Raw genomic sequence first — 21,226 nt, forward strand, 5'->3', positions numbered from 1 at the left:
TGGGGACTTCTTCCTTTTTAGTTTCCGGCGCCTGTGCCGGTGCGAAACGAATACGGAGTTTATGTTGCCAGTAGTAATACTGCTTGATAGGGATATCCTGCTGCGCACAGAATTCCTTCACCGTTAAGCCACTCTGCTGGCGCTGCGCGATGATCTGCATCCAGTGTTTCATTCTTATTTCGTGTGTAATTTTTTGAGTATCCAAAAACATCCTCCTTACTGAATAGGATAAATTAGAGTTTTTAGACAAAATGGGAGAAACTCTAATTGGTCTAATTCATCCTGTTTGATGAGCCTATTGTCTCACAAACAGCCAGGAGATTAAATCCACCGATTTATTTTCCGCTTACAATCAATCGTAACACCAAAGAAATTAGCCAGGTTAATCAGAGTCGCAAAGGAAGGCGTATTTTTCCCTCTTTCAAACTCACTGATTGTACTGTTATACTTAAACCCTAATGCATGGGCTAACTCAGTAGTTGATAAACAATATGTTTCGCGCAGCAACTTTAGATTATTAGAAAAATTGAAGCCATATCGTTGGTCATTAGTCATCCTAAATCATCTCCATATCACGACATATAGAATCATCATGGCCATACTATAAAGGCAGACGCCGGTATGCTCTTTTGCGGAATTGACTCGGAAAAATCGTTTTCCCCATCGCTTCCCTCTCATCTTGTAGTTCGGTACGGTCCCACATAACCCGTCTTCGACGATATGGAATAGCCCGCCGGCTGCAATCAAGGCGATGATGACGGCGATATTGGGAAGCAGCTGGGCTTTGACCGGATTGTATAACAGCGTCGATGTCAGATAATGAAGGTTCCAGGATATGGGCCGACCATACATGACAGCCCCGGCCAGGATCAGGACGACCAGCCAGGGGACGAACCAATGGCTCCATTGCCGATGCTGCCGCTTATATTCATAGTCCTTATTGAACTTCCACGGCGGCGTTTCCATCAGGTCGGGCAAGGTAGCCGCCGCAGCGGCTACGATACCATAGACCGGGTTCCCGGTGATGACCATGACTGTAAGGCCCGTAACAATCTTATGATTAATCCATTTCATCGGTATCCCCTTCTTGTACGATGTCCAGTAAAATCCGATGTACTTTTTTCGGATTGGTTGGGTCCGTATCGACCAGATACGGAACGACACAGTCTTTCTGCCAGTCCGTGAAGAGATGCGTGCAGAGATGTCCATTGGCCAATTTAACGGCATGGCTGCCGAATTCTGTCTTGACTAGTTCAGCCCCTTCCGGAAGCTGTACCGTGATTTCATCCCAGTTATACGGATGCGTCTTCAAAGGCTGCCAGAAAAAGGCTTCCTTATATCCGTATACCTGGTAACATTTATAAATCTTCATCGTGTTCATCTATATCTACCCTTTCTTCTTTGTTTTGCTTATCTTTTACTTATCCCAGGACTTCCGTTCCAGTCGGCAGGTCGCCTTTGGGTGTTCGTCCCGATGGTCGATCCACCAGGCAGCCTGAGTCTGTCCTGTATACCAGGCATAGAACTTTCGAGCCTTTTCCCGTACTTCCGGCGGAAGATTCGTAGCCAGGAAGATTTTTGCTTCTTCAATCCGTTTGGCGCGGATGACTACAGCCCAATCAATCTGTTTCTGACTGCCGGTGAGCGTCGGCAGGTTCAGACCTGCCGTTTCCTTGATGGCTATTTCGGTTCTCTTTTTGTTTTCATTGGCTTGACAGTTCGGACACAGGCAATTCGTTTCCATCCACTTGATTTTCCGGTCCCGGTCTGCGCTTTTGCCGTATACTTGAATAACCCCTGCGTGACCACATGCATAAACAATGTCATATTTCATAGATTATTCCCCCTGTATCATTACACATATGCGGGCTTAATAGTTCCTAATAGTGTCTAATAGGTCTTAATAATGCTTAATAGTGCTTATGATTTTCTCTATATCTTGTAGACGCTTCTAATGCCTTGACGTGGACCTTAGTATAATCGTCGATGATATTCCTGGCATCTTCTAGGTCATCGTCTGTGAAATAATCACGGGGATCAAAACTGCCGTTCTTGTCTACACAGTGAAAGAACTTCAAAACGGTGGACATGACCTGGGCTTGATCTTTGACCATGGCTTCACTCTGTCCTAAAGCCGTCAGGGCCACTTTCCAGTTATCGTCCAGCTTATACTTCATCCGATGGTGCTGCTTTACATCATAGGCGTAGATATAGCGGTTCCCGATATAGAAAGTGCGGTTATCTGTGCACACATTGAGTAAAATCTTCCAAGGAGCTTTCATCATTGCATACCTCTTCTCATAGAAATCTATAGGGTCTAATAGTTCTTAATAGGAACGAATAAGTCTTAATAAGTCCTATTAGACCCTATTAGTGTCTTTTAATCATTTTTTCAGTTCCCAAATTTGAGCAGCCTTTTTTCTGGCTTTAGCTTCTTCCCGGATAGTGGCTCGTTGAGTCTCTGTACAAGCGTCCAGCGGGTCATCCACGTTCATACGCACTACTCTCTGAGGAAGACCCGTGCGCTTTAGGCCTGTGCCTTCAAATGGAACAAAATCTTTAAAACTGCCATCATCGTAATAAAGCCTACGGTAATGGTGTAACCTACCATCCAAAGTACACACGAGCTCTCTGGTAGGCTTTCCCGATGCAAACTTATCGTCCCGAGAATCCTTAAAGAGCCAGTCCAGGCCATCGAGGAAGTCTTTCTCCGTAACACCCGTATATGCGGCCCATTCTTCAAATAGGCTGCATTTTCCTGTTTTCACATATTTTTCCCATGTTTTCAGCATTGCCATCCTCCAATTCTCCTTTCTTTATTACTTAGCCTTGTTGGCTGTTATTGGCGGCCAGACACGGATTGTATCCGGCACTTCGGCCTGCTTCGGCTGCTTTTTGGCTTTGGCAGGCGTTGCCTGTGCGTTCACATTCTGAGGAACTTCAGCATCTTCGCTTCCGGTGTCATACACACCATCATCAGCGTCATAACCGGCATAGCTGCCGTCGCCGAACTTATCCCAGATGTCCTGGCGTATCCCTTCGACGGTGTCGACGTAGTTGATGGTTTCCGCATAGTTCGGGATACCGCCGGCTTCATCGACTGCCCCAGGGCCTGCGTTGTATGCGGCTTCCGCGTAGATATAGGGATCATCCCAGTTCCGGTAGCGCGACAGCATCTGTCCCAGATAGGCGACGCCGCCATAGATATTATCCTCCTCGTTGTACGGATTGACACCAAGACTGGCTGCCGTGTCCGGCATGAGCTGGGCAATGCCGATAGCTCCGGCACCGGATACAGCTGAGTTGTCGAAATGGCTTTCTGCCGTAAAGACAGCCGCCGCCAGGATGGGGTCGACATCGTATTCATAGGAGGCATCACAGATGTCCTGGGCAATGATGCCGGCTTCCGGTTCACTGACATACTGGCTGACCTGTTCATAGACCATTTCATCAGGCGAAGCCGCCTGTACGGTCGTCACGGCCATGGCCAGCATCAGCAATATTCCTCGTTTCAACAAAGTATCATCTTCCTTTACATGAATATGGGGCCTTTCCTGTTCCCCCCTGCGCTTTCCGCTGCGTATAAAAAGCATAGTGCCGGTTGCGGGCAAGGGCCAGCCGCAGGCGCAGCACCGTTTACCCTTGCCCGCGGCCGGCACTATGCTAAACTAACAAGGCGGAAGGCCTCGTTTTTCTGCATTTTATTAAGGCTTTTTTAGGCCCGCCGCTCTGTGCTTTGGGATTTTTCCTGTACCCGGGTTCGTTTCGGCTGGTTTTCGATAGTTTTCTTGATGTCCGGCCGTTCCAGGCTTTCCTTGACGTATTTCTTATACTTCGGCAGGTAATTCCCAATCCAGCGTTCAATCGTATCAGCTTTGTATTTCTTTGCCAGTTCGGCCACCATGTAGTCCGCCTTTTCCTTGTCTGTATGGCAGTAATTGACGATGGCCTTAGCTTCATACCACGGCATGACCTGGGCCACCTTCCGGCCAATCTTGGGCCGATGTTCTTCCATGTTCTCCGGCTCGAAGCCGCGCTGGATGACAGCCTCGATTTCTTCCGGCTTCGGCCGCTCGAATTCGACAGCCGATTCCAGCTGCACCTGATTATCCGTATATTTTTCAAGGACCCGTAAGCCTTTGTTCAAATCATTCAAGGCAGCTCGCCCACGGTCGTCCAGGCCATCTTTTTCACTGTTGATGAGGTCTTTCGCGAACCGGGCATTGCCGATCTTCATCTGGCCGTCATAGTATTCCCGGCTGAGGACAGGGACCTCATCATAAGATACGGTGAGCTTGCGCCAGCCGGAGTATTCCACTGGCTTCATGCCGCTCTGTTCATGCGTGAACATGTCCCGGTCGTCCTGCATCAGGGCATAGACGAACTGGCGGGCTTCATCGCCCTTGTAGGATTCCTTCCCTGCGTCTGTTTCCAGGGATACAGCGAACTTATCCTCGAATTCCTGTACATGGTGCTGCTCGATTTCCTTGATGAAGGGTTTCACCGGCAATGGTTCTTCTTCCATGCCAGGCGCCATGAAATGGCCGTCATAGTCGGGAACAAGGGAATGTTTCAGCTCGATGACCAGGCCGTCTTCCTTTCGTCCATAGAATTCCGGTGTCTTCACATCGAGGGCCATTTCGCTGTATTTCCGGCGCACGTCGATTTCATCCGTGATATTTTCATTGGCTGGTATCCGGTAGAGATACGTGTCGACCCGGTCTTCGATTTTTTTGTACGCCGGGTGTGATGACAGATAGCGGCTTTCGCTCTGCAGCAGTGGTTCCATGGCCTGTGATAGTTTCAAGTCTGCTTTCTGGTATTCCTGTACCATAAGCCGGGCTTCGGCAGCTTTCAGCGTTTCCGGGCTGGCTTCCCAGGCTTCCTTGAATTCATCGCTGCCATTGAACAGTTTCAGCTTCATCCGTTCCACAATGGCTTCCTCCCGTCGTACCTCATCGAAAGCCTGTTCCCGCAGCGGACGGAGGGCTGCATATTTCAGGCTTTCTGTGAGCGTCCCCTTGTTTCCCGTCTGGAGCAGGCCCTGTTCCAGGGAAATGTCCTGCTGCCAGTCCTTGAACTGTATCTTGAAGGAGACGCTTTTCCGGTAGTCGGGATTGTCGATGTCCTCGAAGAGATGCCGGTCTTCCTGTACGATATGGAACAGGACTTTATAAGCGTCATCGCCCTTGAGCTGTGCCCCTTTAGGGATGAGCGTATCCTTCATCTGGTAGTCCTGGTTCATCGTGACTTCCAGCTGCTGCAAAGGGTCTTTCATCATGGCTTCCAGTTCACGGGCCTGCTGGGCGACCCGTTTCAATTCGGCTTTTTCAAAGGCCCCATTGATTTTCTGGGACGCCGTATCGCCTCGATAGGCACTCTTGTACAGTATCTTCGTCGTGGCATCGTGTTCGAGATATTCCGTGATCAGGGCGCCATCCTTTATCTTGTACGGCTTCGTCGCCCCGGCGTGCTGGAGCAGCTTGGTCATGGCATATTCCCGTTCCAGCGCCCGCTGGGCCGGCAGCCGGGCTTCATGCCAGGTGTTCTCCCCGGCCAGCTTGCGCAGGGCCTTGATGCCTTCCAGCGGGTCCTTGAACAAGGCTTCATCCTTCATTTCGACGCCATTGTCTTTGAGCATTGTCTTTATCCGGTCCGTGATTTCTTCCGGTGACAGATTCTGTCCTTTTTCATAGGGTGGGATGCCTTCAATGTCCTTGGCGTTATACAGCCTCCACGTGACCAGATGGTACTTCTTGTCCTTATTGACCAGGTATTCAAAGGTTTCCGGCTTGGCCCCTTCCCGGAGTTTCCAGCCTGCCTTGTCAATATCTGTCTTGCACATGTACCGTGGGTCCGGCTCATCGAGGATCATGGCCTTGAGGTAATTGGCACAGGTCATCTCTTTCTGCACAGACTTGCCATCCTGGTCAATCTTTATCTGGCAGGGAATCTTATCCATGCTTTTGAAGAAGGCCCCTGTCTCATGCAGGTTGCTTATCAGCTGGTTCTCAATGGTACGGCGCCGGCTCAGGCAGGTCGCTTCTTCATTATCGAAGAATTCCTTCGTCCGCTTGAAGCCGCCTTCCTTCCGGGCCTGACGGGCCGTCTTGTTCCGGTAGCGGACGGCCTTGGTACGGCTCTGTTCCTTCTCCGGGGCCTTCCCCATCAGGTCTTCGATACGGTCATAGGCTTCATAGCGTGTCTGGATGCCTTCGTTCCACATGACCAGCATGTAGATGTCGCCGGACTTGCCTGTTTCCCAGTCCTTGAACATGTTGTAGTTCGTGCCGGACGCCGGGTTCTCCGAATCGAAGATGGAGAGCTTCCCACGGCCCTTCATGCTGCCGAACCGGCACTGGTCCGGCGAAAAGAAGCGCCGTCCGTAATAGCGGGAACCTGCCGGGGCCTTGCTGTCCTGGGGCAGGTTGCCCATGCAGTATTCCTGGATACGGTCTTTATAGTACGCATAATTGCGCTGCTTGTACTTCCTTTTCTTCATGGTCCTCGCTACCCTTCATAATCAAAACCACTGTTCTTGTCATCATCGAGCATCTGCCGGATAGCTGACGGATTGTCCAGTTCCAGTTCCCACGTATCCCGGAAGCTGACGCCGTATTCTTCTTCGGCTGTCATGATTTCCTTGGCTTCATCCTGGCTGATGCCCATAGCCAGCAGTTCCTTTTCATGTAATTTCTGTACTTCTTCATAACCCATAAGTCATTTCTCCTTTCCAGTTTCAGTGTCTGAGCGGATCCTGGCCCTGGCATCCTGCTGCCAGCAGCAGGATGACCAGGATCAGGAACAGCGTCGTCATAATCAGGAAAAACAAATCCAAAACGTTCACCTCTTGTTATAGCTGCGGGCCAGTGTCCGCTGGCCGTATGTCGTACCGTCGCTCCAATGGACTTCATCCCATTTATCGCGCATCCGGCCCGATGCCCGGAAGATACGGTCAGTCTGGTCCAGGTCGTTGCCATTGCGGAAATTGACGTTCCAGCAGAAATAGAGGTCATCCCGGCTCCGGTCGCCTGTCCAGGCGTCTTCGCCGTTGTACAGGGCCTGCAGGATACGGCCGTTCTTCTGCTTGAACAGGGCTTCCAGCAGCTTTTCATCACTGCCTTTCAATACCGCTGGTTCTGCCTTCTTCCGGGCGGCCGGCTTCTTCTCTTCCTTTACGGCAGGGGCAATACGGGATACCAGTTCATCCAGCGCAGCCTGACCGTTCCGTATCGGCGCATCGAGGATGGCGTTGCCGGTCACAGTGAAGTATCGGTCCTGTGCATAGACCTCGATGGCATCCTTGCGGATGCCCCGCTGCCCGTTTTTGAAGCGTCCGGCAATGATGATGTGCAGTCCCGTCCCGGACGGGCTCTTTTCACAGTATGAATCGAACCGGTCCACCAGTTCCTGTGCATCTTTCTGGATATGGCCGCCTTCATCGATGCAGTGGTCGATGTCGATGCCCACAAAGGGGTCATCGGCTGTAAAGACAAAGCCCAGCCCGTCATAGCGATAGGCAGCCCGGCAGGCTTCCGAATACGTCCCCCACGTAAGGGGATTGTTGACCTGGGCCGGTTTCCCTGTCTTCGGGTCGTAGGGCATCTTCACTTTCTTCACCTTTTTGCCCTGACGTTTGATGAATGTCTTCCAGACGACCCACTGTGCACATTCCCTCAATGCTCTTGGTATCATCGTACTGCCTCCTTTACGCTAGCGTTCCATGCCGCGTGACTTCGCGTTTTCCTGTGGTCTGCGGACGGTGACACGGCGTTTGGCCGGTGCCTTTTCGATGGTCTTTTCTTCTGCCTTTTCAACCGTCTTTTCGGTTTCCTGGCGGCGCCATTTAGCCGGTGTCGCCTTGGACCGGGCGATGGCCTGCTTTTCCTGGGCTTCGGCCCGCTGGCGGCTCTGTTCGATTTGGCGGCTCGCTTCGTTCAGCCGGGCTGTCGTCCTCGACAGGACGCTTTCAACGGCATGATAGGCCTTAGCTTTGATGGCGTTCCGGACCCGGCGCGGCGCTTCGGAAATCGCATGGTACGTGTCCTGTACCGTGTGGGATACAGTATCACGGATTTCCTTGAGAGGGTGCTTCTGGTTCTGTTTGACCGTTTCCTGGAAGATACGGAAGGCTTCTGCCGTGACCATGAGCTGTTCCGGTGTCAGCGTCGTCCGTGAGGCTTCCCGCAGTTCCTTGATGGTTTCCTGCATCTGGACCATCTGGGCCTGCATCCGGCGGTTCGCTTCGCGCTGCGCTTCCAGCTCCTTTGCATACATCTGGTTCAGCTTCTGGATCTGTTCCTTGAAGGCCTTGCCAGCTTCATCAAAGGAATCCCGCGCCTTTTGGATAGCCGTCTGCTTGACAGCCTGCGGCTTTTCCTGTTCATAGGCTTCCCGGCAGTCCGACAGGTTCTGGTTGATGGTTTTCTGCTTCTTGGCATGTTCCTTCCAGACTTCCGGCTGGGAGTGGCCGCAGTCCTGTTCCATCTGCCGGTAACCTTTCATCTGTGTCGTCATGTTCTTGGCGGCTTCCTTGACTGGCTTCAAGTCCTTTTCCGGCACGACCTTTTCCGTCTTTGCCATTTCCTGTGTTGATTCCTGATAGAACTGGGCTTCCCAGGCATCGAGTTCTTCCTGAGAGATTTCTTCATACATATCCTGGCTCATAATATTCTCCTCCAATTACTGACTAATCTGTGCTTTCAAAACGCTGGTCATCTGTACGGTTATCGCATTGATGCAGTCCAGGGCTTCCACCATGCCGCCGGCATGGACGAGGTATCCGCCCCGACTGGCGTCTCCTGCCAGGGAGAAACAAATCATCATTTCCGATACCAGCAAGTCCACCTGTTCCATCAGGCCCTTGGCCATAGCCTTCATCAGTTCCAGGCTGTGCGTATCCCACGGCAGGCCCGGCCATTCCGGATGGAACAGCAGTGGCATAGCGTTCCCTAATGTGCACATGGCTTCTTCCGGCGCCACATTGGCTGCCATTAAGAATCGCTCCGGCCCCTGCTTTGGCCTGGCACAGATGATGCAGTTCAGGTTCATCGAATCAATATCGTTCAGGAAGTCACTGAACCGTTTCCTTAATTTCATGTCGATTTCATTCATTCAAATCAGCTCCTTTCTTATCGGCTCATGCCCTTTGTCTTGTCCGTCGTCGTGCGCCGGACAGCGACGCGGCGTTTCCGTTTCGGCTTGTCCGGGATGGTGATGGACCGGTGGATGGGCTTGAAATCCCGTTTCTTCGCCTTTTCCGGCTCTGGCTGAGGCGCCGGTTCTACAGTCCTTGCAGCCATTTCGGCAACGTGCTCATCGTTCTTCGTCTGCACCTTCTGCATGTCACGCTCGATCATGTGTTCCTTGATGTAGTCCGTTATCTTCTGTGCTTCAGCAGCCGCCCGGAAAAGCTCGTCCGGATCCTTTTCGATGACCTCAGCCCAGCTCTGCAGATAGGCCACATGATTCTCATAGTGTTCCTTGCCTGGGGCTACGCCATATTCCTGCCCCAGGAACATGGACGTCATTTCAGCCCGCAGTTCCTCCTTGGCATAAATCGGGCCGCCGAACCCATCAGAATTGGTGATGCCTTCCCGGTTCATCCGGCTTTCAGCTCCCGTAGAGTGGGCGATTTCATGGGCTACGGTCCCATAAAAGGCCCCTAGGGACTTGAATTCTTCCCTTGGCATGACATGTACACAGTCTTCATTGACTCGGTAGAAATTCTGGTCTGTCTGGTCGAACCGGACCTTGGCTTCACTGTTGGCAATCATGGCTTCCATGGCCGCGTTCCGGTCCTTTTCATCAATGGTGATGTCATGAGGCCTTTCCGGCGGGATGTTGGCAATCTGGTCGCCGTTGAAGACGATGTAGCGCCGGACCAGCGGCGGATTCAGCCGTCTTACAGCGGGTCTCATCCGGCCTGTTTCCGGGTCGGGTTCTATCTTCGGCACCAGCTTCCCCGTCTTCGGGTCTTTTTCCATGAGGGTCTTCGTGTACTGCCAGTATTCGATTGGGATACCCTTGGCCCCCTTCTTGATATGAGGCTGCTTTTCAAAGGGAAGCCCTGCTTTCTGCAAAGACTTCACCTGGTTGAAGGTAGCCCAGCGGGTGTCCTTGAAATCAAATTGGTCGGCAGCGACAGTGAGCATCATGTTGTTGATGCCGTGGTACTTCATATCCTTGCCCTGCAGGTCGGCTACAAGGTTGCGGTGAGGATGGCCATAATGGCCGCTGTCCCAGAAAAAGGGCTTGCCCAAACGGATGTCCTCTACGACACGCTTTGCCAGGGCTTCCCGTTCTTCTTGGATTTTCGGTGGTAATGGCATATGATCAGCTCCTTCCTATTTCGTGCGCTTGGCATTGTCTTCTTCCGATTCATTTTCCAGTTCCTGCTTTTCTTCATCTGTGAGCAGGTCAGCATCGCGCGGATCCATGCCGCCGTACTTTTCTTCAAAACGCTTATCTGCTTTTTCCATATGGATTCTCCTTCCTACAACTTGAAACGGTTCTCGATATTATACGGATAGAGCCTGTTTATCATCTCCTCCCGACGTTTCTGGTATTCCGGCTGATGACTGACTTCCCGGACCAGCTTCTTGCCATAGTGGCTGATGACCCGGTTCGGACTGTACTTCTGCAATACCTGGGCCAGCTTCAACGGTGAATATTGCATCCCCGGCATGGTCATGCGCAGGAAACGTATATCTGCCTCGCGCTGTGCTTCCATCCCAGTGATGTCCTGCCCCTTCATGAAGCGCTTGTACAGCGCTGCCAAAGATGGCTGTGCCATCACAATCCCTCCTTTCCTCAAATCACAAAATGTAATCTTTGTAGTAATCATCGGGCTTATGGAACAATCGCCTCATTATGCGATACCGCCAAAGCGGATTTTGCTCACGCATAACGGCTCCCCAATAATCAATGAAATCAAGTTGGCTCATAATCCAAAAACAGAACTGCACAGGGAAATATCGTTCATTTTGTTTTTTTTCGTTCGGCTTCAATATGGATTTTTTTGAGTTCTTCCTGCGTGCAGTGATTTTGGAATACCTTGGGCAGCACTTCTTCATAAAAAGCCTTTTCTAAGATTGGCTCCATCCCTTTCTGAAGCCAATGTGAAAAATAATCTTCATGGGAACGTGGCTGCATGGACTCACCTCGATTCTGTTATACCTGTTTTGCCTACTCACAAGCCGTTTACACGGCTTTTTGTTTTATCTGCGATAAATGAATCATTCGCAGGAAGAAAACGTTTTACAAACGATTCTGTGACGATTTCAGGGCATTTCCCGCTGGCGCTCCCTGCTTCTGTCCTGGCCTTTGCTCCGCATGACGGTCACGTGGCGTTTCTGGCACAGGGTGCATTTCTTTTCGTGGTTCTCATGGGTGATGGCCTTTTCTTCGGTCATGTCTTTCTTCTTATCCAGGGAATAGGTGATTCCTTTCTTGTCCATGTACCAGCGCAGCGATTCCAGACGGCCCCGGTACTGCTGCTGCCAGAAGTCCACATCATCCTGGTTGCCGGCGCTCATGTCGTCCTTGATTTGGGCATCGATATAGCGGAGTTCCCGGCTTTCATCGAGGATGTACTGCTTCTCGTTCTTCGTGAGGCCCGACGCCAGCAGCATTTCCTGGTCATCCGTATCATCGTCATCGAAGCCGATTTCCACAGACAGGTCTTCCTTTCTGCCGTCTTCCTGGATCAAAGGCTGATTCCTGCGGGCTGGTTCCCGTTCGATGTGGTGTTCCTTCAAGTAAGCATCGAGCTTTTCCAGGCGGTTCCACCATTGCGCGGCCGCTCTCGTAGCCCCGTAACGGTTCCCTTTCTCTGTTTCTTCCACAACCCGGCGGTCCAGGTAACGGAGTTTGGCAGCTTCCCGTTCCACATCCTTTTCGATTCTCCGAAGCTTTGCCAAGGGAGCTACTAAAATGGATTCGGCTTCCCGGCAGTTGTCGTGGATACAGAATGGATAAATCGTCTTTTCCTTTTTCTGGTCTTCCTTCACTGTTCTTCCTTTTGATTGCATGACTGGCTCCTTCCCTACACATACATACTGTGTATATACTCTAATCTCTTAATCTCTAGCGTCACATTGTGCGCACAGTCGCGTCACATTTGGCGCACAATGTGACGCCCTTATAAATGGCTTAGTATTGCTATAATTTCCTGTTTTTGAAACACTTTATCGTACCGATGTTGACACCCCTGTTGATTTCACTAGGCATGACCTGTTGACAGGCTGTTGTCACATTTTTGCACATTTGGCGCACATCGGTGTCACATCTGGCGCACAATGTGACGCCCCTATAAATGGCTTAACATTGCCACTTCCCGCTGTTTTTGAAATATTTTATCGTGCCGATGTTGACAGGTATGTTGATTGCATGTTGATTGCATGTTGACAGGCTGTTGATTTCCTATTCACAAATGTTGACTTTTCTGTATTTTTAATCAAAATAAGCCGCTTTTAGCGAATTTTATTTCATATCAATGAATGAAATTATTTCTGTCCTGGCGGTAATGATTTCCGCTGTTGGGCACGCAGCTTTCTCATGCTAGCCCGGCTGGAAGCATTATGGCGTTGTTTTCGCATCCGCCTGGCACTGTCCGTTTCACTGCCTACGAGCATTTCAAAGTGAGTGATGTACAGGATTTGCGGCTCAATCCAGGACAGCAGCCCTGCTTTCAGCAATGTATCAACGCCAACTTTAACGGTTGAACTGGACATCCTTACCTTGTGGGAAAGGTCTTCCGGCGTATAAGGGACTTCTACATCTCCCAACAGCCGAACCAGCCTTCCTTCTGTATTCAGTGCGATTTTGCACAGTAGGATATACATGGAAAAGTAATTACCACCTTCGTCCTGAGTCAGCAGCCATTCGATGGGATCGCTTTCCAGGAAATCCTCTGGCAGCTTAATGAAATACCAACGCTTGTTCTTACTCATAAATACCTTCTTTCACCATTACGCCTGTTCCGTATATGGCGGAATTGCCTGGTTCGTCGTAATGGAAATATCGTAGTGTTTGGGATGAATCCCACAGGTGACAATATTTTCGGCATCCGAATCGTAGCCGATGTACTGGCCGGTCTTGTTGTTCCATACCACATTCGTAAGGACAATCTTCCGGCCGTTGATTTCAAGGTTGATCGTAAACTTATCAGTCTTTGTTTTCATTGTCTGTATTCCTTTCTGCGGCCTTTACAAGTGCGACAAGATCCTTTCCTTCGTAGTACTCTAAAAATTCATTTAGCTTGAATTTGCTCACTCTGGGATAGCGCCCAAAATTAATAGCTGGCAACATTTTCAGCTGAATCAACTTGTGAACAAATCCCTGAGATGTTTTCAGCTTCTTTGCGAGTTCGGGAACCGTAATCAGTTCAGGCATACTGTCATAAACGATTTTGACTTTGATGTCCGGAATGTTTGCCATATTAATCACATCCTTCTTTATTGTTGCTTCTTTGAAAAATTTTTATACGGTTTTCCGTACTTTATGGGTAAAAAAAAGAGCAGATACTTCGTCAGCTGTTAAAGGTCGATCGATAGCTTGATTAGCTACCTTATCAATTTCTCGTTGCGTAAAAGGAACCTTATTCCCTAAACGTTCATATACGGCAGTTGTCCCAATGCCTAAAAATTTAGAAAAGTTGCGAATGTTGCCAAAGTGTTCAATAATAAACCCCCTCAGCTGCGCATAATTAAATTCCATATCTTGAACCATATTTTTTCCTCCCTTCTACTTTTATACGGTTTTCCGTAATTAAATTATAAGGCCGATATCCCATCTTGTCAACGGTTTTCCGTAAAGGTGAATTATTTACAGTTGTAATTGTTCGTTTTTCCGTATATAATGTAGGTAAAGTAATCGATTGGAGGTCGCTATATGGAGCCAATTTTGATTCAACGGATTAAGCAAATGATGCAAATTCGTAATATAACACAAGCTGATCTTGCTAGAATTACAGGAATCAGGGCATCATCTATTTCGGACTATTTATCTGGGAAATATCAACCTAAACAAGATAAAATTGCATTGATCGCAGATGCATTATCTGTAAATCCTGGATGGCTAATGGGATATGATGAGCCAAAAAAGCCTGTTTCTTCAAGCATAGTTGAGAAAAAAGGAAATTGGGATTTATTGGCGCATTATCAAAAGTTATCTGAGAATGAACAAAAAATAATTGCGACTATGATAAAAAATGGGATTCAAGATTTTACTGTAAAACATGATACAGATAACTTAAAGATGACCAGAGAGTTACTATCTTTATTCAATCAATTAGATATTGAAGATCAAATCGAGATAAAAGGTGAAATCAAGGGAATGTTAAAAGCCGATAAGTATAAAGTGAAGTCGAACGACGAGGCAATCTAATATTGGTTGATTTCAAAGATAAGAAATAACTTAGGAGGCGGCTCATCATGAAATTGAAAAAGATGTTCCTCGGTCTGTCAGCAACCTGTCTTTTCGCAATCCCATCGGTATTTGCACAGAATTATCTGATGGCAAATCAATTCAAGCTGGGTGGACTTGCTCTCGGAGCTTCTAAAGGGTATGTCCATACTATATATGGACAGCCAGATAGTACACGGACTCAATATACGGATACACCTTACAGGACAACACGGATTGATTATATCGAAAACTATGGCAATTCAGTTTCTATTGATTATGCTGGTCTGGTAGGTCGTTTCCCTATTACAGATGCTAGTGGTGTCTTCATGATCACTGTCACAGCCAATAACGGCTGGGCTACGGAACAAGGGGCTACCGTCGGTATGGATGAATCCAAATTACGTGAAATATATGGTGATAACTTCGATACCTTCGTAAATGAGGACGGCATCACCTGCTACCAGTATTCGGGGTATCATTCCCCGTACTGCTATGTTTTCGGTATCAAGAATCATAAAGTAGTTTCCATTCTGATGACTAATGGTGAATAGAGGGGTTAATTATGGACACATTCAAAACAATCGTTGAAATCATCATCGCAATTTTGGTCATTCGCTATATCATCCAAAAATATAACGTCCTGGGCTGCTACCGGGAGCCAGTCCGGAAAACACGGGCCGACATTGACACGTATAAAGATCAGGAACAGGCTACGCTCCAGCGGCTGTACGAAATCGCAGAGCACTTCAGCCAGCAGGAACGGAACATCCATATGCAGACTACCCTGGCCAATATGTCCCGCAACGGCTCTAATTTCCAGGCTTTGGCAGCTGCTTATCCGGAGCTGAAATCGAACCAGACGTACCTGTCACTTATGCACAGTGTCGAAAACTTGGAAGGAAGCATCCAAAGCAGCCGTCAGGAATACAATAATGCCGTCGGTCAATATCAGATGATCCGCAGCCAAATCCCCTATTGCATCCTGGCTCCGCTGTTCGGCTTCAAAGCGGCTGAATATAACATGGGGAAAAATCAGGAAGAAGCCTCCCAGACAGCCCCGGTTTCCTTCTCTCAGCCAGCTCCGGAACTGACAGCCCCCAGCGAAGTGCTTCCGGAAGCTGAATATCAGTGTCCGAAATGCCATTCCAAACTGCAACAGAAAACGGGTAAGTTCGGAACCTACTGGCGCTGTGAAAATCCACAGTGCAAAGCCGACTTCACCGATAAAGACGGCGAACCGGTCATCATCACCTGCCCCGATTGCCATAACGGCTATCTCCATAAACGCACCCTGGGGCACCAGGAATACTGGACCTGCAGTAACTATCCGTCTTGCAAGGCCAAGTATCCGGCAGATGCATCCTTCATCTTGACGTCACCGACGAAAAAATTATAATGAGCCAGGTAATATACGACTGACATTTTAAATTATTCGGAAAGGGGAAAGATATATGACACATTGCCGAAAAAAAGGGAATCGCTGGTACTATCGTGTTACCTGGACCGATGAAGAAGGCACTCATCATGTTGAACGGGCCGGCGGCAAGACTAAAACAGAATGTCTTCAGGCATGGCGTGAAGCCATGGTTGAAATCCAGCGTCGTGGAGAACTGAGGAAAACAGCATCACTTCAATTCGGGGATGCCCTTAACGAGTGGTTGGAAAAGGAAGTGTCTATCAACAGCAAAGAATCCACTTATGACACATACAGTTCCATCATCCGGAATCATCTTCCTAATACAATACAGTCGATTCCACTGAAGAAAATTACTACAAGTGTACTGCAAGACTGGCTGAATAATCAGCGCGTCCATTATAGCCGCTCTACGGTTCATTCCTGTTATGCAGTCCTGCGTGCCGCTTTCAATTGGCTTGTTAAAAACAGGAAGTACCTAGCAGAAAATCCAATGATTGATGTAACAATGCCTAAAATGGATGAAATCCCTAAGTCGATCCGTGTTTTCACAGCAGATGAAATGTCAGCTATATTCGCTAAATGGCCATCCGGCCATCGCTATCACTTGCCAATTGCCCTTGCATACTATGCTGGTCTACGTCTCGGCGAATGTCTAGCACTGACTTGGGATAATGTAGACCTGACAGCTGGTACATTGACCATTACCTCAACGTTATATGACCACCAAGGCCTCCCCATCCTCTCCAAAACTCCAAAAAGCCGTCATTCTATTAGGACAATTACGTTCGGCAATAAGTTAAAAAAAGAGCTGCTTATGAAACGTTGGCAGCAGAAGCAGGCTCAATGCCAAGCTGGCCAATTTTATATAGCAGGTCCAAACGGTGGATTTGTATGTGATCGCGGCGACGGAGGGGTCATGACATCCAACAGTATGAAATGGTTTGGAATGTGGTGCAAAAAAGAATTTGGCAGTGGTTCTTTCCACTGTCTGCGTCACACTCACGCCACCATGTTGCGCGAACAAGGCGTCGGCCTCGATTACATCGCCGCTCGCCTCGGGCACTCCAGCATGTACACTACGGCAAAATTCTACGACGCCATCACCGATAAAAGAGAAAAAGAAGTCGTCGAACTCATCGACAAAGTCTTCTAATTTAAAAACTTCCCACTTTCACGCCGAAAGTGGGAAGTTTTTTGGGAAGAATGCCGATAAACGGCATGGTTAAGCCGAACTGAGTTTAACGTTAAATTATCGTAAGTAATATAATATGCGTCTTTATGTGTCTCTATGTTTCTCTAGTTATCCGCTAAATTATGCGGTTTATCGAGTAACCACACTTTTATTTTTATCTATGCTTCTCTATGCTTTTATGCGTCGTGAAAGCACCGAAGACGGAAAAAATGACGGAAACGGTAACTGAGAAAACGTAGATGCCAACTGGACTGCCCGAGTTGATGCGGTATGAATTCATGACTGACGGACGGAAAAACCAAAACTTTTTGTATTGACCTCACATCTGAGTGCTGTGAAAAGCAGCTGTCGTAGGACGGCTGCTTTTCTATTTCTTTGTGAAATTCGAACGACGAAAACTTAAATTTACCTCTTTTTTAAGACGATTTCGTAATTTCGTCTTACGATTCTGATGATTATCTTGTGATTTCTGACGATTTCGTAATTTCGTCTTACGATTCTGATGATTATCTTGTGATTTCTGACGATTTCGTTAGTTTTGCGGCCGAAATGAATTTCGGGAACAAAGTGTTATAAATACTGAAAAAGTAAAAAAGCCCCTCAAATTTTTGAGAGGCTTTTCGTGTCACCACTGTTTAATTGTATACGTTAAGCTGGCGGCATCGACGGTCCGGCCGGTGCGGGTGTAGAGCATCCCTTCCACCCGGCCGGCCTGGTAGCCTATGCCGAAATACGGCTTGCCATCAGCACTCATCATGCCTGCTTTGATTTTGTGATTGTCCTTCAGGTTGATTTTGTAGACGTCGACTTTTTGCTTGACCGGGTTCGGTGTCACGACCGTGCGGTCCGATTTCGCAACGGCTGCCACCGGCAGGTCCGGGTCCTTTTTCTCGATGGCCGTCGCCGTTTCTTCGGCCGCTTTTTCAATCGTCGGCGCTTCAATGTAGTATGAGGCGCTCGGAGCGACATTTCCGTCGTGGATCCGTTCGATTTCGTGCGTGATTTCCTTCGCGGCCGTCGGAGAGACGTGAATTTCTTTTGAAATTTTGTCAGAATCGGTCGAATCGTCATATTTCACGATGACGGGCCGTGTATCGCGTTTTTCTTCTTTGTGTATATAAACTGTCATAGCGATGACGAAAAACACGACACAGAGGCATACAGAAAGGCAAAATTTCCAGTTTTCTTGAACAAATGTTTTGATTCTCGCTTTACGGTCTTCGTCGGGCATCAGACCACCCTCTTAGTACCAAACGTCTAGGTCGACGTCGACACCGCCGACAAATCCCTTGTCCGAGTACTGCCAGCACGGGATGTTGAGACTTGGCTGTTCCGCTTTGAGATAATTTACACTCGAATAGTTTGCAACCCAAATCGGCACGTAGGCCGGGATGTTGTCGAGGATGAAGTTGTTCGTCAGCATCGAGTAATACGAGTAGATGCCGCAGTACACGCCCGCAGCGTTCATCGTGTTCACCCAGGCCATGACGACTGATGTCAATACTTCCGGAGAAAGGTCGTTCATCTGAACCGCGTCTTCGACGTCGTACCAGATGCCCGCTTCGAGGTCGACGCCGTCCAGGTATTCGTGCATCGTGTCGAGAAGCCACTGTGCCTCCTGCTGCGCTTCGGCTTCGGTTGTTGCCTTGGAATAAAAATAAATACCCAGCTTCATTCTCGCGGCTTTCGCGCCGTTGATGTTATCAACAAAAAAGTCGTCGAGCTCCTGCTGCCCGTCGCCGCGGGTGCGGCCGATGCGGACGATGCAGAATTCTTTCCCCGCTGCCGCAGCGGCGTCAAAATCCATTCCTGCCTGACAATACGAAACATCAATTCCTTCCATCATTTGCGTTCCCTCCTCTATTGTTTTTCAGAATCGGCGGCAGTCCCGCCGGCGTATTGAATTTAGAATCAGTGTGATATTTTGTCCAGCACGCCCCGGCAAGCGACGCCACGCCGGCCATGCCGGTCACGACGACGCTGATGCCACTCCAGCAGCTGGCCAGTTCAAAGTGCGTGCCACGAAGCGCGTTGCACCAGTAGCCGATGAGCCAGCTGACCATGACGGCCACCAAGAAGACCATCATGATACAGCTGAGGATGATGATAAGTGGCAACCAGTTCTGCTGCCCCCAGGTGCCCAATGCGATGATCTTATCCTTCATAGACGCCTCCTAATGCGCATCGGCAGTGACGGGCGCATCCGTATATTCTTTCGCGATACGCTCAATATAGCCGTTACTGCCCTTTAGAGCTAAGTAACTTTTAATCATGTCCTGCATACTGTTGTACTCCTCGTGCGTTACCGCCTGGCCTTCGATGATGTGCCGCCGGTGTGCGGCGATGATGCGGTCACGGAGTAAGCACTTAAGCCCCTCCTCAAACGCCTCCTGCCTTGCCCGGTCGGCTTTTATCGACTTTACCAGCCAGCCAAGCGCGGTGACGGTCGCGGCCGGCAGGGCGTAATTGATAAAAGCGTTCGCAAGCAGGCTGATGATGTTGTCCAATGCTATGTGCCTCCTAATGTCAATCCCAGGCCTCTAAGTATTTCCGTACCTCATCGCGGTACTTTTCCGGGACATCTTTAATGTCGATTTTCTTCATCCTTACTCGATACACATAGTACGTAATCATATCTCCGCCTCCTTACGTTTCCGTGGACGTCAGCATGTCGGCAAGTGCCGAGATGGCATCCTCAAGTGCTGCGACACGCTGGGTCAGCGTCGGTGTGCTGTCGCCGTCGAGGATAAGCGTGTCAAACTGCGCCTCCACCTGCACTTCCGTTAGTGTTGTCTGGATATTTTTTTCGTCAGCAGTCCAGACTTTCGCGGTTGTCTCTGCGCCATCGGTGCCGATCTGCGTGTGGTCTACCTGCTTGATATTCTGCCTGAGATAGACATTGGCCGTGCCGTCTGGCAGGGCTTCGTATTTAATCTTTTCGGGTTCGCTGTCGTAGTAAACTAACATGTGTCTTGCTCCTTTCATGGTTCGAGACAACGTTTTGAGCTGATGCGAAGGCCTTTTCGAGGTTGTATTTCTGCCATGCTTTGTGGCAGTCTGAGTGTAAAAAACACCCTTTATATGACACAAGCCTTTGTGCCTGCGTCAGTGTAGCAAAGGCGGTCCGCTTTATACGGAGTGCCATGCGCCGCGCATGGATGAATGTCTTGGCGCGGATACGTATTTTACCGTTCCGGTGAATGACGTACCCCATCATGTCTATAGGTTCGACATCGTACCGCTTGATGTGCCAGTTCGGCTTAACGGTGAGATGCAGCTCGTTTTTTGCGTATTCGCACAGCGAAAGAACGGCTTTTTTGAGTTTGCTTTTGCTGTGCGAGAAAAGCAGCATGTCATCCATATACATAATCATGTACGACACGCCGCCGCCGGCCATCGCCTGACGATACAAAGACGATAACATATACTGGCTTATCCACTGGCTAGGCAGTGCGCCTATCAAAATGCCGTCAGTTACCGGTGCATAAGAATCGAGCAGCACTCCCCATAAATAGAGCAAGTCGTTATTTCCTACGTCGTGCGACAGACGCTGTTTTATAAGCTCTCTATCCATGCTTGGAAAGCAGTGGTAAATATCAAGCTTTACAAAATAGCGCATCTTGTCGGTATATTTTATGCCGTGTCGTTTGCAATAATCGATGTGGCAATTGTTTTTGCGCGTGTACCGCTGAATCATGCGTACGCCGTAAAGTTGACCGCGGCCAACCATTGATGAGCACTGTTGGTCCACCATTTTCCTTTCCCACAGCTCCATGCAAGAATACACAGCTACATAGTCGTACAAACGCTGTAAGCAGCTTTCGTTTCCGATGAGCCGCGTCTTTTCTGATACAGCATCATATTTTTCGGATGCACGTACTTTGAATTTCGGTATGTTGTGCGTTTTTATAGCATGCGCAATCTGTTTTGCAAATAGCATGGCCACATCGTCGATTGATGCACCCTCTAAAAGCTTCTCATACTCTTCTGTTGTTGTCCCGTTTTGTAAAATTTCACGTTTGAAATCCCGGCGCCGTTTATGACGTCGCAAGCAGTCTGCGATGAACGGCGCAATAGTTTCGGGATTTGTTATGTTTATGCTTTTACAACACTTTTTCATATTGGTTTTCTCTTTCTTGATAATCCCCGGCTTTCATATCTTACTAGCCGAGCGGTGACTTTATCAATTTTCGCCGCAGCGGGGATAA

Annotated in this window: 33 protein-coding genes; 4 read left to right on the forward strand and 29 right to left on the reverse strand. The window is 49.0% G+C overall.

All coding sequences use genetic code 11. The features are described 5' to 3' along the window. The 22 genes from tnpA to NM10_RS02995 all read right to left on the reverse strand — a co-directional run. The coding region (gene tnpA / locus NM10_RS15230) for an IS66 family insertion sequence element accessory protein TnpA (protein WP_442852353.1) at positions 1–211 on the reverse strand (211 nt) is incomplete at its 3' end. A gap of 110 nt (positions 212–321) precedes the next feature. Next, a complete protein-coding gene (locus NM10_RS13185; protein WP_020310111.1) occupies positions 322–555 on the reverse strand; it encodes a helix-turn-helix domain-containing protein in 234 nt (77 codons plus the stop codon). Between the two features lie 6 nt (positions 556–561). Continuing rightward, a complete protein-coding gene (locus NM10_RS02910; protein ID WP_020310112.1) occupies positions 562–1,074 on the reverse strand; it encodes a metal-dependent hydrolase in 513 nt (170 codons plus the stop codon). Further along, positions 1,061–1,372: a hypothetical protein gene (locus tag NM10_RS02915; protein WP_239639570.1), complete on the reverse strand. Its 312-nt coding sequence runs from the start codon at positions 1,370–1,372 to the stop codon at positions 1,061–1,063. Before NM10_RS02915 ends, NM10_RS02910 begins: the two co-directional genes overlap by 14 nt. A 45-nt stretch (positions 1,373–1,417) precedes the next feature. After that, the gene (locus NM10_RS02920) at positions 1,418–1,834 is read right to left on the reverse strand and encodes a hypothetical protein (protein ID WP_020310114.1); all 417 of its coding nucleotides are present in this window, start codon (positions 1,832–1,834) and stop codon (positions 1,418–1,420) included. A gap of 76 nt (positions 1,835–1,910) precedes the next feature. Then, entirely contained in the window at positions 1,911–2,285 is a 375-nt protein-coding gene (locus NM10_RS02925) for a hypothetical protein (RefSeq protein ID WP_020723706.1), read from the reverse strand. A gap of 99 nt (positions 2,286–2,384) precedes the next feature. After that, a complete protein-coding gene (locus tag NM10_RS02930) occupies positions 2,385–2,798 on the reverse strand; it encodes a hypothetical protein (RefSeq protein WP_020310116.1) in 414 nt (137 codons plus the stop codon). Positions 2,799–2,819: 21 nt separating this feature from the next. Then, positions 2,820–3,518 (reverse strand): lytic transglycosylase domain-containing protein, encoded by a 699-nt coding sequence (locus tag NM10_RS02935; protein WP_239639571.1) that lies wholly within the window; start codon positions 3,516–3,518, stop codon positions 2,820–2,822. A gap of 197 nt (positions 3,519–3,715) precedes the next feature. Beyond that, positions 3,716–6,502 carry a hypothetical protein gene (locus tag NM10_RS02940; RefSeq protein ID WP_020310118.1) on the reverse strand — a complete coding sequence of 929 codons (2,787 nt, stop codon included), beginning with the start codon at positions 6,500–6,502 and terminating at the stop codon, positions 3,716–3,718. 8 nt (positions 6,503–6,510) lie between these two features. Next, positions 6,511–6,717, reverse strand: a complete 207-nt coding sequence (locus tag NM10_RS02945) for a hypothetical protein (protein WP_020310119.1) — start codon at positions 6,715–6,717, stop codon at positions 6,511–6,513. A 126-nt stretch (positions 6,718–6,843) separates the two neighbouring features. Continuing rightward, entirely contained in the window at positions 6,844–7,695 is an 852-nt protein-coding gene (locus NM10_RS02950; RefSeq protein WP_239639572.1) for a phage NrS-1 polymerase family protein, read from the reverse strand. Positions 7,696–7,713: 18 nt separating this feature from the next. Further along, entirely contained in the window at positions 7,714–8,667 is a 954-nt protein-coding gene (locus tag NM10_RS02955; RefSeq protein ID WP_020310121.1) for a hypothetical protein, read from the reverse strand. Positions 8,668–8,682: 15 nt separating this feature from the next. Next, the gene (locus NM10_RS02960; RefSeq protein ID WP_020310122.1) at positions 8,683–9,114 is read right to left on the reverse strand and encodes a hypothetical protein; all 432 of its coding nucleotides are present in this window, start codon (positions 9,112–9,114) and stop codon (positions 8,683–8,685) included. A gap of 17 nt (positions 9,115–9,131) precedes the next feature. Next, entirely contained in the window at positions 9,132–10,331 is a 1,200-nt protein-coding gene (locus NM10_RS02965; RefSeq protein WP_020310123.1) for an ArdC family protein, read from the reverse strand. 15 nt (positions 10,332–10,346) lie between these two features. Continuing rightward, entirely contained in the window at positions 10,347–10,481 is a 135-nt protein-coding gene (locus NM10_RS14910; RefSeq protein ID WP_256378948.1) for a hypothetical protein, read from the reverse strand. Between the two features lie 14 nt (positions 10,482–10,495). Further along, on the reverse strand, positions 10,496–10,795 hold the full coding sequence (locus tag NM10_RS02970) for a hypothetical protein (protein ID WP_020310124.1): 300 nt from the start codon (positions 10,793–10,795) through the stop codon (positions 10,496–10,498). Positions 10,796–10,980: 185 nt separating this feature from the next. After that, positions 10,981–11,154 carry a hypothetical protein gene (locus NM10_RS13975; protein WP_192813537.1) on the reverse strand — a complete coding sequence of 58 codons (174 nt, stop codon included), beginning with the start codon at positions 11,152–11,154 and terminating at the stop codon, positions 10,981–10,983. Between the two features lie 128 nt (positions 11,155–11,282). After that, positions 11,283–12,032 carry a hypothetical protein gene (locus NM10_RS02975; protein WP_239639573.1) on the reverse strand — a complete coding sequence of 250 codons (750 nt, stop codon included), beginning with the start codon at positions 12,030–12,032 and terminating at the stop codon, positions 11,283–11,285. A gap of 474 nt (positions 12,033–12,506) precedes the next feature. Next, complete coding sequence (locus NM10_RS02980) at positions 12,507–12,953, reverse strand: phage replisome organizer N-terminal domain-containing protein (protein WP_020310126.1); 447 nt, start codon at positions 12,951–12,953, stop codon at positions 12,507–12,509. 18 nt (positions 12,954–12,971) lie between these two features. Next, positions 12,972–13,184, reverse strand: coding sequence for a hypothetical protein (locus NM10_RS02985; RefSeq protein WP_020310127.1), 213 nt, complete (start codon positions 13,182–13,184; stop codon positions 12,972–12,974). Further along, positions 13,168–13,440: a helix-turn-helix domain-containing protein gene (locus NM10_RS02990; protein ID WP_020310128.1), complete on the reverse strand. Its 273-nt coding sequence runs from the start codon at positions 13,438–13,440 to the stop codon at positions 13,168–13,170. The genes NM10_RS02985 and NM10_RS02990 overlap by 17 nt, the downstream gene beginning before the upstream one ends. Positions 13,441–13,482: 42 nt before the next feature. Further along, positions 13,483–13,731: a DUF739 family protein gene (locus NM10_RS02995; RefSeq protein WP_020310129.1), complete on the reverse strand. Its 249-nt coding sequence runs from the start codon at positions 13,729–13,731 to the stop codon at positions 13,483–13,485. A gap of 162 nt (positions 13,732–13,893) precedes the next feature. On the opposite strand from NM10_RS02995, the gene NM10_RS03000 reads away from it, so the two are divergent. Genes NM10_RS03000 through NM10_RS03015 form a run of 4 tightly spaced genes read left to right on the forward strand, consistent with a single transcriptional unit; the run spans position 13,894 to position 16,979 of the window. Further along, complete coding sequence (locus NM10_RS03000; protein WP_020310130.1) at positions 13,894–14,388, forward strand: transcriptional regulator; 495 nt, start codon at positions 13,894–13,896, stop codon at positions 14,386–14,388. A 47-nt stretch (positions 14,389–14,435) separates the two neighbouring features. Beyond that, the gene (locus NM10_RS03005; RefSeq protein WP_020310131.1) at positions 14,436–14,960 is read left to right on the forward strand and encodes a hypothetical protein; all 525 of its coding nucleotides are present in this window, start codon (positions 14,436–14,438) and stop codon (positions 14,958–14,960) included. An 11-nt stretch (positions 14,961–14,971) separates the two neighbouring features. After that, the gene (locus NM10_RS03010; protein ID WP_020310132.1) at positions 14,972–15,805 is read left to right on the forward strand and encodes a LemA family protein; all 834 of its coding nucleotides are present in this window, start codon (positions 14,972–14,974) and stop codon (positions 15,803–15,805) included. Positions 15,806–15,860: 55 nt separating this feature from the next. Next, positions 15,861–16,979, forward strand: coding sequence for a tyrosine-type recombinase/integrase (locus NM10_RS03015; protein ID WP_020310133.1), 1,119 nt, complete (start codon positions 15,861–15,863; stop codon positions 16,977–16,979). A gap of 664 nt (positions 16,980–17,643) precedes the next feature. On the opposite strand, the gene NM10_RS03020 is transcribed toward NM10_RS03015, so the two are convergent. From NM10_RS03020 to NM10_RS03045, 7 genes are all read right to left on the reverse strand, one after another. Beyond that, positions 17,644–18,147 carry a hypothetical protein gene (locus NM10_RS03020; RefSeq protein ID WP_239639574.1) on the reverse strand — a complete coding sequence of 168 codons (504 nt, stop codon included), beginning with the start codon at positions 18,145–18,147 and terminating at the stop codon, positions 17,644–17,646. A 114-nt stretch (positions 18,148–18,261) separates the two neighbouring features. Next, positions 18,262–18,864 (reverse strand): GH25 family lysozyme, encoded by a 603-nt coding sequence (locus NM10_RS03025; protein WP_020310135.1) that lies wholly within the window; start codon positions 18,862–18,864, stop codon positions 18,262–18,264. Further along, positions 18,848–19,183: a hypothetical protein gene (locus NM10_RS03030; RefSeq protein WP_020310136.1), complete on the reverse strand. Its 336-nt coding sequence runs from the start codon at positions 19,181–19,183 to the stop codon at positions 18,848–18,850. Before NM10_RS03030 ends, NM10_RS03025 begins: the two co-directional genes overlap by 17 nt. Positions 19,184–19,192: 9 nt before the next feature. Continuing rightward, complete coding sequence (locus tag NM10_RS03035) at positions 19,193–19,525, reverse strand: hypothetical protein (RefSeq protein ID WP_020310137.1); 333 nt, start codon at positions 19,523–19,525, stop codon at positions 19,193–19,195. A 19-nt stretch (positions 19,526–19,544) separates the two neighbouring features. Next, positions 19,545–19,652 carry a CD1375 family protein gene (locus tag NM10_RS14915; protein WP_256378949.1) on the reverse strand — a complete coding sequence of 36 codons (108 nt, stop codon included), beginning with the start codon at positions 19,650–19,652 and terminating at the stop codon, positions 19,545–19,547. Positions 19,653–19,664: 12 nt separating this feature from the next. Continuing rightward, positions 19,665–19,985 (reverse strand): hypothetical protein, encoded by a 321-nt coding sequence (locus NM10_RS03040; protein WP_020310138.1) that lies wholly within the window; start codon positions 19,983–19,985, stop codon positions 19,665–19,667. Next, a complete protein-coding gene (locus tag NM10_RS03045) occupies positions 19,948–21,138 on the reverse strand; it encodes a reverse transcriptase domain-containing protein (protein WP_020310139.1) in 1,191 nt (396 codons plus the stop codon). Before NM10_RS03045 ends, NM10_RS03040 begins: the two co-directional genes overlap by 38 nt. Between the last annotated feature and the right edge of the window lie 88 nt (positions 21,139–21,226).

The organism is Megasphaera sp. NM10 (assembly GCF_000417505.1).
GTDB lineage: Bacteria > Bacillota > Negativicutes > Veillonellales > Megasphaeraceae > Megasphaera > Megasphaera intestinihominis.